At 68.3% G+C, this 13,585-nt stretch carries 8 protein-coding genes and 1 CRISPR repeat array; of the genes, 1 reads left to right on the top strand and 7 read right to left on the bottom strand.

Annotation, left to right across the window (positions count from 1 at the left end; translation table 11 throughout):
- Nucleotides 1–3: 3 nt before the first annotated feature.
- Nucleotides 4–2,748 (bottom strand): TonB-dependent receptor domain-containing protein, encoded by a 2,745-nt coding sequence (locus ASE83_RS13020; RefSeq protein WP_055790748.1) that lies wholly within the window; start codon nucleotides 2,746–2,748, stop codon nucleotides 4–6.
- 280 nt (nucleotides 2,749–3,028) lie between these two features.
- Nucleotides 3,029–3,478, bottom strand: coding sequence for a hypothetical protein (locus tag ASE83_RS13015; protein ID WP_156353104.1), 450 nt, complete (start codon nucleotides 3,476–3,478; stop codon nucleotides 3,029–3,031).
- 283 nt (nucleotides 3,479–3,761) lie between these two features.
- Here ASE83_RS13015 and ASE83_RS13010 point away from each other — a divergent pair, with 283 nt between their 5' ends.
- Nucleotides 3,762–4,841, top strand: coding sequence for a beta-N-acetylglucosaminidase domain-containing protein (locus tag ASE83_RS13010; RefSeq protein ID WP_055790741.1), 1,080 nt, complete (start codon nucleotides 3,762–3,764; stop codon nucleotides 4,839–4,841).
- Nucleotides 4,842–4,948: 107 nt separating this feature from the next.
- Nucleotides 4,949–9,613: direct repeats of the CRISPR family, unit length 29 nt; unit sequence GGGGTGATCCCCGCGGGTGCGGGGGAGAC.
- A 60-nt stretch (nucleotides 9,614–9,673) separates the two neighbouring features.
- Here ASE83_RS13010 and cas2e read toward each other — a convergent pair.
- The 5 genes from cas2e to cas7e are packed head-to-tail and all read right to left on the bottom strand — an operon-like array spanning nucleotide 9,674 to nucleotide 13,576.
- The gene (gene cas2e / locus ASE83_RS13005; protein ID WP_055790738.1) at nucleotides 9,674–9,985 is read right to left on the bottom strand and encodes a type I-E CRISPR-associated endoribonuclease Cas2e; all 312 of its coding nucleotides are present in this window, start codon (nucleotides 9,983–9,985) and stop codon (nucleotides 9,674–9,676) included.
- Nucleotides 9,985–10,866: a type I-E CRISPR-associated endonuclease Cas1e gene (gene cas1e / locus ASE83_RS13000; protein WP_055790735.1), complete on the bottom strand. Its 882-nt coding sequence runs from the start codon at nucleotides 10,864–10,866 to the stop codon at nucleotides 9,985–9,987. The genes cas2e and cas1e overlap by 1 nt, the downstream gene beginning before the upstream one ends.
- Nucleotides 10,867–11,637 (bottom strand): type I-E CRISPR-associated protein Cas6/Cse3/CasE, encoded by a 771-nt coding sequence (locus ASE83_RS12995; protein WP_055790731.1) that lies wholly within the window; start codon nucleotides 11,635–11,637, stop codon nucleotides 10,867–10,869.
- The gene (gene cas5e / locus ASE83_RS12990) at nucleotides 11,634–12,365 is read right to left on the bottom strand and encodes a type I-E CRISPR-associated protein Cas5/CasD (RefSeq protein WP_200921899.1); all 732 of its coding nucleotides are present in this window, start codon (nucleotides 12,363–12,365) and stop codon (nucleotides 11,634–11,636) included. The genes ASE83_RS12995 and cas5e overlap by 4 nt, the downstream gene beginning before the upstream one ends.
- Nucleotides 12,362–13,576, bottom strand: a complete 1,215-nt coding sequence (gene cas7e / locus ASE83_RS12985) for a type I-E CRISPR-associated protein Cas7/Cse4/CasC (RefSeq protein WP_055790726.1) — start codon at nucleotides 13,574–13,576, stop codon at nucleotides 12,362–12,364. The genes cas5e and cas7e overlap by 4 nt, the downstream gene beginning before the upstream one ends.
- Nucleotides 13,577–13,585: the final 9 nt, after the last annotated feature.

Here is a 13,585-nt window from a genome sequence, read left to right as displayed (position 1 = left end):
CCCTTACATCTTCGCCGTCAGGGTGAACCCGATAGTGCGGCCCAATATGTCATAGGTATCGGGGAAGGTGTTGAAGACCCCGCCCGCCGACACGCGCGGCGGACGACGATCGAGCAGATTGTAGACCCCTGCGCTCATCGTGATCGCCGGCGTGAAGTCGCGCGATGCCGACAGGTCGAACGTGTCCTGCGCGCCGATCGTCTCGCTCGACCCCGAAGCGCTCGACTTCACCGCCCCGATCCGCTGCCAGTCGAACTGGATCACGCCATGGTCGAACAGGATGCCGATCCCGGCGGTGTGGCGATAATCGGGCTGGACCAGCGTCGTGCCGTCGCTCGAACAGGTCGCCCCGAACGTGCCCTTGCACTGCACCGCGTTCACCGTCGGGTTCGCCTGGATCAGGTAGGAGGTGACGATATTGCCCTGATAGCTGGCACGCAGGCCGATGCCGTTCATCCATTCGGGGCGCAGCGTATAGCTGGCCGCGACGTCCAGCCCGCGTTGCAGCAGCCGACCCAGATTCTGGTTGTTGACGAACGCGTCCTTGAACGTCCCGTTGGCGTTGCGCGTCACCAGATTGCACAGCGGATTGCCCGCCGTCGGATTGGTGATGTAGCAGCTGGTGATCGCCGCGATCGGCTGGATCACGCCCACCGCGCCGCGCAGGTCCAGCTCATACCAGTCGACCGTCGCGTTCAGGCCGGGCAGGAACGTCGGCGTCAGCACGCCGCCGATCGTCTTGGTAAAGCCGGTTTCGGGCTGGATGTCCGGATTGCCGCCATAGAAGTAATTGCCGGTCAGATAGCTGGCGGCGGTCGAATTGGCCGACCCCTGCGCCGGCGCGCCCAGCCGGTCGCACTGCGCCCGGTTGCCGGTGCCGATCACGCACGGATCGCCGCCATAGCGTGGGCGCAACCGGTCGACGGTGACAAGGCTGCTGAACGGTAGCGACGAGGTGCTGGCGGCGAACTCGCCGAAATTGGGGGTGCGCAGCACGCGCTGATAGGTGCCGCGCAGCCGCAAATTGCGGTCGACCGCCCAGTTCGCCTCGACCTTCCACGTCCCATGCGTGCCGAACAGGTCGTAATCAGACAGGCGATACGCACCGCCGACATTGAACTGGCGGATGAACGGCGTATTGTGGATCAGCGGCACGCGCAGCTCGCCGTACAGCTCCTTCACGTCGAACGTGCCGGTATAGGCGGCCTGCACCCCTTGCCGGTACGTGTTGCCCGACAACAGCGCACTGTCCTGCTGGATGCTCGCCGTCTCCCGCCGATATTCGACACCCGCCGCAAAACCGATCGGACCGGCGGGCAGGGTGAACAGATCGTCCAGCGTTCCGCTGACCGTCGCCGCCGTCACGAACTGGTCGCGCTTGCGGTTGAAACCGTTGATCGGGCTGCCCAGCGCCGCTGCGATGCCCGGCCGGTTCGGGCCGAAGATGTCGACCGTGTTGACGATCGACGCGAAGTTGTTCGCGCCGCTGGCATTGGCGACCAGCCCGTCGCCGCCGATCAGCGAATTTTCGATCGACCGGCCATATTGGGCATAGACATTCCATTGCAGTGCCCCGGTGATCGGGCCGCGCAGCCCCGACTGCAACTGCAACGTATCGCGTTCGGTGCGATAGGTGATGAGGCCCAGTTCGGCGAGCGAGCGGCTGACATTCACCTGCGCCACGCCATTCACGAAGGTCAGCTGGCTGCGGATCGCATCGGTCAGGAACGGATTGGTCGCATTGATGCCGACGGTGCGGCTGACGCTGGCCGGCTGCGCGCCGGGCGTGCCGGTCTCTTCGGTCCGGGCATTGGTGAACATCGCCCGGCCGTAAATCTCCACCGCTGGGGTGATTTCATATTTGTACAGCGCGGCCAGATTGATGCGCTTCAGCGGCGATACCAGCGGATAGCTGCCCGAAATGTTCGACGTCGCCGACGGACTGGTCGTGAACGCCCCGGCATCGGTAAAGCCGAACCGCCGCCCGCTCGCGACATCGGTGAACACGCCGCCGATGCTGGGCACGGTCTGGTTCGGCGTCGCCGCCCAGTCGCGCTGCCGCGCGAGGATGCCGTCGCGCTGGGTATAATCGGCCGCGAACACCAGATTGCCACGTGTCCCCACGCCCAGCCCCAGCATCACCGACCCGCCATATTGCGCGCCGCCGCGCACCGACAATCGGCTGGCGGCGGTGCCGCGTACCCCTTCGAATTCGTCGTTCAGGATGAAGTTGACGACGCCCGCCACCGCATCCGCGCCATAGACGGCGGCGGCGCCGCCGGTTAGCACGTCGACCCGCTTGATGAGCGAGGCGGGGATGGCGTTGACGTCCACCGAATTGCGAAAGCTGAACGGCGCGGCGCGGGTGCCGTCGATCAGCACCAGCGAGCGGCTCTGTCCGAAATTGCGCAGTTCCAGCACCTGCGCCCCGAACGCATCGCTCCCCTGCGACCCCTGCCGCACACCGCCCGACAATTGCGGCAGCTTGGTGGAGAAATCCTCGATCGTCAGCGCCGACTGCAGCCGGATCTGCTGCTCGCTGGTCGAAGCGACCGGGCTGCTCGACACCAGCCCCGGCGTCGGGATGCGCGTGCCCGTGACGACGATCTCGCCCTCGCCCTGTTCGTCGGCGGGGGTGGCGGCGGTCGTCGGGGCAGGATCGGTCTGCGCCATCGCCACCCCCGGCAACTGCGTCAGCGCAAAGGCCAGCGCCGCCAGCGCGGTCGAATGCCGGAACGATGATACCATGCTCTGCTCCCTCTGCCGCACCGCCGATTAGCCCGGCCAATGCCTCCCCCCGCGCATCGCGGTCGACCGGGAGTATGTATACCTATAGGTGTGGTGTAAAGAGGTGGTATCAATCTGGTATGTACTGGCGTGAATACGCGACGGCAAGGCCGTATCGGCCGCCACCCCAACCCATCGTCACCCGGACTTGATCCGGGGTCCCGCTTCTTTCCCCGAATGCAACGTGCCGAGGACGATCCACGGCGGACGCGTCCGCTATTCGCCCAATTGCGGTCGTTCGCTATTCCTCGCCACCTTGAAGTTGAGCAACGCCTCCTTGGTCGCTGATCAGCGCCAGTAGCTCCTGCCGAAAGGTGCTGACGTGATTGTAGGTGGTGAGAAAATAGAGGTTTGTTGAGTGTGCAAGTTCGTCTGCTTGCATGTCCTCATAGGGGTCCGTGAGGATCGTACTAACGCGTATGCGCCCCGTGCGGTCGTGCGGCTTAAAAGCGACGCGCAAGTGGATTTGGGTTAGCCCGTCATTGGCAGCCGCGCCCCAGTAGCCTCCCTGTAAGGTTACCTCCGTGCCCCACGGCAGAGGATAGGTAGCTAAGCGGCTCGCGAACTCCATCAGTTCGGAACGATTGAACCATGCGCTACCTTGCCCGGCGAACTTTCCACTTCGCGCTTGCGCAGTAAGTAGGCCAAGAAAGTCATCTTCCGGTTCATACCAAATGCTAAGCGTGCCCATGCGTATCCCTCGCGCGCCGCACCAGCATAGCACTACTTTTCGCAGGGACTTTTTCAGGCTCTTTCATTCAGCTGTCAACGACCGCGTCCCACCAATGTCCGACGTTCGCCAAGGCGTATCGTCCAGTGCAGGCACGGCAGTAGAAACCGCCAAAGTACCGCAGCCGAGCATCAATGTGTCGTCGCCTTCCATTGAGCATTCGGCAAACTGAACCGAGTGGTGTCCCGCTAAAACCAGTCCAACGCCACTTGTCACATTCGGTCGACTGGTATCTAGTCCGCCGATGACCGAACCAGCATCGCCACTCCCCGACCTCGGCATGATCGAGGGCCGGTTCGGCCGCCTCTGGACCCCCGATGAACGCGGCTATGTCGTCCACACGCTCGCTGCCGCCGGCTACAGCTTCTATCATTACGGACCGAAGGCGGACGCGGCGCTCCGCCGCACCTGGCGCACCGCCCACGACCCCGCGCAGACCGAGACATTGGCACAACTGTCGGCGGAGGTCCGCGCGGCGGGGATGCGTTTCGGCATGGCGCTGACCCCGATCGGCTCGACCCATCCCTTCGACGATGCCGTCCGCGCCGACCTCACCCGGCGGATCGCCGATCTCGACGCGATCGGCATCGACGACCTCGCCATCCTGTTCGACGACCTGCGCGGCGACCTGCCCGAACTGGCGGCGCGGCAGGCGGAGGTGGTCAATTTCTGTGGCGGGATCACGCGGGCGACGCGGGTCTATATGTGCCCGACCTATTATTCCGACGATCCGGTCCTCGACCGCGTGTTCGGTGCGCGTCCTGCGGACTATCTCGGCGATCTTGGGCGGATGCTCGACCCGGCGGTGCAGGTCTACTGGACCGGGGAGGAAGTCTGCGCGCGCGAGATCGGCGTCGGCCACCTCCGCCGCGTCGCCGAAGCGCTCGGGCGGCGGGTGTGTCTGTGGGACAATTACCCGGTCAACGACGGCGTCCGCATGTCGCGCCACCTCCACCTGCGCGCGTTCACCGGCCGCAGCGCGGGCATCGCGCCGTGGCTGACCGGCCATGCGATCAACCCGGCGATCCAGGCGCATCTGACCTGCATCTCCGCCCTGACCCTGCCGATGCTGTACCGCCAGGGTCCGGACTACGCCTACGCCATCGCCTTTATCGAAGCGGCAACGACATTGCTGGGCCGGGAACTGGCGGCGATGCTGCAGGCTGACCTGCTGACCCTGCAGGACACCGGCCACGACCGCTTGAACATCCGCATCCCAACCCTCCAATCCCAATACACCCCCCTCCACCACCCTGCCGCGGGGGAGGTGGTGCGATGGTTGGCCGGGCACGATTTGATGACCGATGCCGAGGTGCAGACGTAGTAGGGCGGATGGAGTCATTTGCTTTGCTGAAGGAGATCGGTGGCTGAAGTAATTCTCGCGATTGTACGTGGAGACGCTAGGCGCAGCACGACAAAAGGGTCGGGGTAAGGTTGATCCCCGCGGGTGCGGGGGAGACTGTTCGGCCAGCAACGTCAGCAGGTCCGCTCCGGGTTGATCCCCGCGGGTGCGGGGGAGACACCCGCGCCATTGCCAATGGCGGCATGGAGACGGGGTGATCCCCGCGGGTGCGGGGGAGACGCGCTAGGCATATCCGACCTCCTTTCAGTGCAGGGGTGATCCCCGCGGGTGCGGGGGAGACTGCTAGAAAAGCACCTTGGCGAAACGCGCCCGGGGGTGATCCCCGCGGGTGCGGGGGAGACACTTACCGTTCGGATGACCTGACGCAACCGTTGGGGTGATCCCCGCGGGTGCGGGGGAGACAGCGGGCACAAGAAGCCATCGGCAAGAAGCCGGGGGTGATCCCCGCGGGTGCGGGGGAGACATTGGCCAGGTATTGCGGGCGCAAGGCGTCAAGGGGTGATCCCCGCGGGTGCGGGGGAGACGTCGCGAAGCGTTATCTTGCCGTCGCGGAATAGGGGTGATCCCCGCGGGTGCGGGGGAGACCACTACCGCGCGTGTGAGCCGGTCTTCCGTCGGGGGTGATCCCCGCGGGTGCGGGGGAGACGTGTACGGACGCGCCGCCCACGTCTTACGCTGGGGGTGATCCCCGCGGGTGCGGGGGAGACACGTCCCGCGCGACGAACGCATAGTCGATGACGGGGTGATCCCCGCGGGTGCGGGGGAGACTGCGGATCGACGGCACGGAGGCCAGTGATACCGGGGTGATCCCCGCGGGTGCGGGGGAGACATGTGGCTACCAAGCCTTTCGGCAGCTATCCGGGGGTGATCCCCGCGGGTGCGGGGGAGACTGCGTGATCGCCTTGTTGGGCTTGCGCAGTGCGGGGTGATCCCCGCGGGTGCGGGGGAGACGACGCGCCCGAAAGCACGACACACGCCGTCAAGGGGTGATCCCCGCGGGTGCGGGGGAGACACTCGCCAGCCTTACGGAACGCGGCAACCTGATGGGTGATCCCCGCGGGTGCGGGGGAGACTGAGGAAGGTCTTTGATAGCTTTCCGGGTGTCGGGGTGATCCCCGCGGGTGCGGGGGAGACGACGAAATGATGTGGTCGGCATAGCCGTCGGGGGGGTGATCCCCGCGGGTGCGGGGGAGACGACCGTGTAGCGCGACAGCACGCCCCGGATGAAGGGTGATCCCCGCGGGTGCGGGGGAGACGGTCGTGTTTGTCGGGAGGCGGATGTAATGCTGGGGTGATCCCCGCGGGTGCGGGGGAGACATGAACCGGTCGAGCGCCTGCTGCTCGGTCGCGGGGTGATCCCCGCGGGTGCGGGGGAGACGCCTTCTGGAACGGCCACCACACGGCCATGAGGGGGTGATCCCCGCGGGTGCGGGGGAGACTCGATTTCCAGCTGGATTTTGGGCTTGAGCAGGGGGTGATCCCCGCGGGTGCGGGGGAGACGTCCGCCTTGATCCGCTCTTCGAGGACGTCGAGGGGTGATCCCCGCGGGTGCGGGGGAGACGATCCGACAGCGCTGATCGCGCCCGGCAAGTCGGGGTGATCCCCGCGGGTGCGGGGGAGACACCTGAAACGTGATGCCGGTGCCGACCATATTGGGGTGATCCCCGCGGGTGCGGGGGAGACGCCATTGACGGCGGCGCTCCGGCAGCGGCAAGGGGGTGATCCCCGCGGGTGCGGGGGAGACTGCGGCCGACCGACCCGGCGCCACCGCACCAGGGGGTGATCCCCGCGGGTGCGGGGGAGACGCATGCTCGCCGCCGAACCTTTCGCCCGTCCCGGGGTGATCCCCGCGGGTGCGGGGGAGACACGCCAAGGGGTTCAAGAAGACGTTATTGCCGGGGGTGATCCCCGCGGGTGCGGGGGAGACGCGTTGGTCACGGCTAGAAGCGTGTCGGTTAGGGGGTGATCCCCGCGGGTGCGGGGGAGACGATATCGTCGCCCTCGGCGGGGCGCTCAATCAGGGGTGATCCCCGCGGGTGCGGGGGAGACCTTGTGCGATAGCCTGCCGCTGTTCGAGATCGGGGGTGATCCCCGCGGGTGCGGGGGAGACGCCGCCCTCGCCTCCGCGCCTGCCGGGGATGGGGGGTGATCCCCGCGGGTGCGGGGGAGACGCCGGCATCGACAGGACGCCGCGGGCGCTCGAGGGGTGATCCCCGCGGGTGCGGGGGAGACTAGCGGCGTTTGCGTTGGTCGTGACGTTCAGGGGGGTGATCCCCGCGGGTGCGGGGGAGACATCAGATTGCAATGGATAAGAACGGGCAGCCTGGGGTGATCCCCGCGGGTGCGGGGGAGACGCGTCGGTTGCGTAACGCATATCACCAATGGAGGGGTGATCCCCGCGGGTGCGGGGGAGACGAAAACGGGAGGCTAATAACAGTATTTGACGAGGGGTGATCCCCGCGGGTGCGGGGGAGACCGACGCCCGCCCAGCGCCGCGCGGGTTGGCCAAGGGTGATCCCCGCGGGTGCGGGGGAGACGCCGGGATCGACATCCTCGATCTCGCCGTCGGGGGGTGATCCCCGCGGGTGCGGGGGAGACTGGCGCAAGCACCGCAACGACGCGCTGCGCGGGGGGTGATCCCCGCGGGTGCGGGGGAGACCGCTCCGCACCGCTGCAATCGTCGTAGGAGCCGGGGTGATCCCCGCGGGTGCGGGGGAGACACCCATAGATAGAGGCCGCCACCATCGGCCAGCGGGTGATCCCCGCGGGTGCGGGGGAGACATGTCCTACGACGATCTGCCGGCCCCTGACCTGGGGTGATCCCCGCGGGTGCGGGGGAGACCGATTGAAGCGGACATGACCCGCCGCCAGTGCGGGGTGATCCCCGCGGGTGCGGGGGAGACCGGCGCGCTTCGTCTGTGCCGGCGGCGTCGATGGGGTGATCCCCGCGGGTGCGGGGGAGACCTGTCGCGGAAGTTGCGGGCCTGCGCGATGGGGGGGTGATCCCCGCGGGTGCGGGGGAGACAGATCGGCAGCAGTCACCGTCAGCGATGGCGGGGGGTGATCCCCGCGGGTGCGGGGGAGACATTTCACCCGCTTCCGGGTTCGCTGCGATCGTGGGGTGATCCCCGCGGGTGCGGGGGAGACGTAATCGCAACGCTGTCGGTGACGTAGTAGCTGGGGTGATCCCCGCGGGTGCGGGGGAGACCGTATGGCGCTTCCCCGTTCCAATCACCGATGGGGGTGATCCCCGCGGGTGCGGGGGAGACGGCTTCACCTGGTTCAGGCGCAGCCGCATGTTGGGGTGATCCCCGCGGGTGCGGGGGAGACACCCCGTTCTGGCCGAACCGACCGAAGCTGTCGGGGTGATCCCCGCGGGTGCGGGGGAGACGATCCCCCGACTTGGGCGACCCGTTGGGACGTGGGGTGATCCCCGCGGGTGCGGGGGAGACGACGCCGGTCGACGTCCTGGCGGCGCAGCTCGGGGGTGATCCCCGCGGGTGCGGGGGAGACACGGGCGTGCTGCGCGCGTCCGGCCTCGAGCGGGGGTGATCCCCGCGGGTGCGGGGGAGACTTCGGCCTGCGGGCCCGGCGTGGGCCTGCAAAGGGGTGATCCCCGCGGGTGCGGGGGAGACGATGGGGTGCCATGCCTCCATCCCATCCGTGTGGGGTGATCCCCGCGGGTGCGGGGGAGACACCTTCGTCGGTTGCCCGGTAATCGCCGCGCGGGGGTGATCCCCGCGGGTGCGGGGGAGACGCTGGGCCATTCAGCCTGCGCGCTCATGCTTGGGGGTGATCCCCGCGGGTGCGGGGGAGACCTCAAGGCGATCGGTCTCGACAGCGGCATTCCGGGGTGATCCCCGCGGGTGCGGGGGAGACGGGGAGGTGAGGCGTCCTAAGCTGCTCGACCTGGGGTGATCCCCGCGGGTGCGGGGGAGACCCGGCCGGCGTGCTGGCGGGCGATGCCACATGGGGGTGATCCCCGCGGGTGCGGGGGAGACAGCGCGTGCGCCTTGGCAGCGCTCGTCGAGAAGGGGTGATCCCCGCGGGTGCGGGGGAGACGCGATCGGGCTCTCGGATGCAGAGCCGGGCGTGGGGTGATCCCCGCGGGTGCGGGGGAGACTCGGCTGACACCCCGACTGGCTTTCCGATCGTGGGGTGATCCCCGCGGGTGCGGGGGAGACGAAGATAGTCCAGATGACCGATTTCCGGCCGTGGGGTGATCCCCGCGGGTGCGGGGGAGACCCCTTATCCGCCTCCAGCATGTTGAAGGCGCGGGGGTGATCCCCGCGGGTGCGGGGGAGACGAACGACTCGTCGTCGGAACGAAGCTGATCGAGGGGTGATCCCCGCGGGTGCGGGGGAGACGAGACCCCCGGAGCCCTTGTGGACCCCGGAGAGGGGTGATCCCCGCGGGTGCGGGGGAGACGTCCGAACCATCGAGCCCGAAGAAGCCGAGCGGGGGTGATCCCCGCGGGTGCGGGGGAGACGTCAGCGCATCCTTCCCAGTCGAAGCCATTCGGGGGTGATCCCCGCGGGTGCGGGGGAGACATCGAGCAGTACGCCCCCGACGTCCTCGGCCGGGGGTGATCCCCGCGGGTGCGGGGGAGACTCGTCGCGATCGGCAACGGCGCTTCTACAGAAGGGGTGATCCCCGCGGGTGCGGGGGAGACTGCGATCACGACGGACAAAATCACCGTCAATAGGGGTGATCCCCGCGGGTGCGGGGGAGACTCTAGGCCATAAGTTACGGAAGTTGTTTACTATGTCAAAGAGCGTCTTGCAAAACGGGTTTTACAGGGTGCGGGAGCCGAGCGCGCGGCGGACCAGGAGGATGCCGTCGTGCGAGACCACGTCCTTGGGCGGTTCGCCCAGCACCGACAGGCCGAGACCACCGGCGGACGAGGGTTCGGCCCAGCACATCACGATGCTGCCGCGCCGCAACCGCCCGTGCCATTCCTCCACCACGGTCCAGATGCGGCCGCGCACGCCGGCGCTCATGCGCGGCTGGGCATAGACACCCGGCGCCAGTTCCAGCATCGCCGAGCCGAGAAAGCCGCGATAGCGGTCCTCGACATCGCGAGTGATGACCACCGTCAGCGGCATCAGGTCGTTGCCGAAGCCGGTTCGGCCAGGATCAGCGCCTTGATCCGGTCGATCATGCCCGGAATCAGGCTGCGCTGGCGAAACAGCAGCGCGGCGCGTTTGCGCACCAGCCGTTCGATGGGAGCCGCACCATGCGCCCGCGCTTCCCGCACCGCGCCGAACGCGATGTCGAGCAATACGTCGTGACGATACAGGTCGGCGATGTCGAGCACGAAGCTCTGCCCCGAATCCTCATGCACGAAGCCCAGTTGCGGGATCGCGCCGGTCGATGCCACCGCGACCGCCGCCGCAGCGGTCATCGCCGACCCGGCATGGTTGATCGCCTGGTTCGCGAGGTCGCCAGCCTCCGGGTTCTCCCGGTCGTAGCGGCGGCCGTTCCACGCGATGCCATGGCGTTCGGCGGCGAGGACATAGGCGCGCTTGATCCGCGCGCCCTCCTGCCCGCGCAGCACGGTGATGTCGCGGGTCCGCACGATCTCGCCAAAGCGCATCGCGTACATCGCCCGCGCGGTTTCCATGCGCAGCTTCGGATCGGCCCAGCGGCGGACCTGCGCGCGCGCCAGCGCCGAACTGTCGGGCATCAACGGCGGCGCGGTGTAGAAGCGGACCGCGCCGTCGCCGATCGCCGCCAGCGCACAGCCATGCCGCGCCAGCAGCCGCAGCGCGTCGTGCGTGACGCTGGACCCCGGACCCAGCAGCACGATCGAGATGGCGTGATAGGGGATCTGGTAATCACCCGCGACCAGCGCGCCGCCACCCGCCGTCACGAAGCGGAGACACCCGTCCTCCACCTCCAGCCGCCCGCGATCGAGCCACACCAGCCCCTGCCGGTCGGCATGGGGGATGCGCGCCTTTTCCAGTCCGAGACGACCCGAAAGCATCTATCCGGCCCGACCCGGAGGTGCGAGCAGCACCATGCCATAGCCGAACGCGGCATGGCGCCCGATTCCCTTTGCCAGCAGCGCGGCGAAAGCGTCCGGATCGGCGACGGTCAGCGTGCCGCCGATCAGCGCGTCCGGCCCCTCGACCCGGTGGGTACGCCGTCCTTCGCTGCGGTGCGTGTTGCGCAGGGTGCGGGTGCGGCGGAAATGGCGCAGGTCGGCATGGTCGAGCGTGGCGGCCCCCGCCAGACGGCCCGCCAGCCAGTCGATATAGACCGCCGCCCGGTCGACCAGATCGGGATCGCCGCCCGCGCGCTCAGCCCGTTCGCGCGCGGCGGTGTGGGCGTCGATCTCTCCGGCGCGTTGCAGCCAGCCGCCGGCACGGTCGTTGCGCGCGGCGCGCACGCTCTTGCCGAAGCGGACGACGGGGCGCACCCGCACCTCGAAACCATAGCGCGCGCCCTCGCGCCAGGTTTCCGGCATGGTGCGTAGCCCGGGTTCGCCGCCGAACACGGCATCCATTGCCGCATCGGCCGGCGGCAGCGCGGCGGCCTCGTCGAACGCGGCACGATCCTGCACATAGCCCAGCAGATGCGGCCCCGATTCATGGTCGGGCAGGAAGCGAAACGGGCGCGGCGCGGCATCGCCGAAGCGGGCGGTAAGCGCGGCGTGGAGGGCATAGCCGAAATCCTCGTCGCTCAGCCGCCGCGCCACCGCGAAGGATGCCAGCGCGGGGACATGGATACCGATGCGGACCAGGTGCAGCGTCATGGCGTCACCTGCGGCCAGTCGAGCCGGCCATGGACCACCCGGCGCAACCCGGCATGGACCCCGGCGGGCCAGTGGCGTTCGTCGGTCAGTTCCCCCGTTTGCGCGCCGTGCGTCACCACCGCGCCGGTCGGTTCGCCATGCGGCCATTGCGCGCGGATCGCGGCGGGGCGGGCGAGACCGATACGTTCGAACCCCAGCGCCAGCGCGTCGAGGATCGTGTCGGCCCCGACCAGCCCCAGCAGCAGCGGACGCGATGGCAGGAACGGTTTGCGGCCGATGAACAGCGGGCGTTCGGGCCGGGCCAGCGCCGCCGCCAGCGCGTCGAGATCGGGCGCGGCGTCGGCCGGTTCGAGCCGGCAGGCGATCAGGACACGTGCATCGGCGTCCATGTCGCGATAGCGGATGTGCGGCGATTTATAGGTATCGGCACCGCCCGCGCGCCCCTCCACCCGGCCGCGCGTGGTCCAGCCGCGATCGTTCGCGCCCAACTGCGCAGTCTGGAACTCGCGTTCGCGCCGCCCCTCGGCCACGCGGGCCGATCCGATCACCAGCCGCGCCTGCAATGCGGCATGGGCGTCGACATCGAAGCGTTCCCAGCCGAGGGCATTGGCGAACAGCCCGGCGACCATCGACTTGGCCGGAAAATCGCGCACCACGCCATAGGCATCGACCAGATCGCCGCCGAAGCTCATGAGCGGCGCGTCGCAATCCAGCAGCAGGTGTTTCACGCGCGGGCGTCCCGCACGATCGCGCCGGCCCATGCCGCCAGTTCGCGCAAGCTGCCATTGGCGACTTCCGGCACGGCGAGGTCGGGGAGGGCGGCGAGGCGACGGGCCTCACCGGTTTCGTACATCCGGTCGAGGTCGGTCAGATGGCCGGCCATCGCCTGCGCCGTGCGGTGACCGAGCGAATGGTTCGATTTGCGATCCTCGGTCGCGATGGCGTCGCGAAAGGCATTGGCGAGGGTACGCGGCTGGCGGTCGCCCGCTTCCACCAGCACCAGTTCGGCACGGCTGTAGGGCGCGGTCGACCCCTTTTTCGCGCCGGGAGAGATTTCGGCGACGAGGTGGACCAGATGTTCGACCACCTGCGCGGCGAGTGCGCGGTCGTGGTCGCCGGTCCAGTCGCGGCGGTCGCAGCCGGTCAGGTTGGAGACGAGCAGCGGCACGTCGACCACGACATAGCCGTAATACAGGCCCGAGGTCAGTTCGGTGTCGAACACGCCCGCCGCGCCGGCATCGTCGCCCTGTTCGCGGTCGCTGAGGTCGTCGACGACGGTGAAATAGTCGGTTTCGGTCTGCATCGCATGGACGGTGAAGGCATGGGCGACATGGATCGCCGCATCGCGATTGGCCTTCGTATCGCTGGTCACCATGCGGCCGAACAGCGCCGCCTCCAGCGAGGCGGCGAGCAGATTCTGGTCGCGCAGCTGGTTCAGATTGTTCTTCTGTTCCTTGACCCAGATTTCGGCCGCCGCCTTCACACCGGCCGCGCTGGCGCTTTCGGCGAGCAGGCGTTCGGCCTCCGAGGCCAGCCATGCCAGTTCGGGGCGGCCGAACAGCAGGGCCTGACGCTGCTGCTTGTCCTTGGCGTTCTTGCCATAGAATTTGGTGATGAAGGCTTCCTCCACCGCATCGACCATGTCCTTGTCGAACCGGGCGCGTAAGGGGCCGGTGACGTCGCGTTCGATCGCCTGTTTGGAGCGGACGCCCTCCACGCCATTCTGCTTCGCCAGTTCGTGCAGCGCGCGGGGGTCGTCGGCCATCCGCCAGTGGCGTTTCAGGCATTGCGACGATACCCGCGTCCGGGTGGCGGTGCCGAAGGGCAGGCGCTTGGCAAGCCCGGCATCGTCGCGGTTGAGGAGCGCGCCGGGCCAGGCGGCAAGGAAGTGGATCTGGATGAATTTCGGCACGATGCCGTCGGTTGCGGTGGTCGTCATGCGGAATCC

Origin of the sequence: Sphingomonas sp. Leaf32 (genome assembly GCF_001421765.1) — a bacterium.
Lineage (GTDB): Bacteria > Pseudomonadota > Alphaproteobacteria > Sphingomonadales > Sphingomonadaceae > Sphingomonas.
This window is presented reverse-complemented; position numbering and strand designations above follow the sequence as displayed.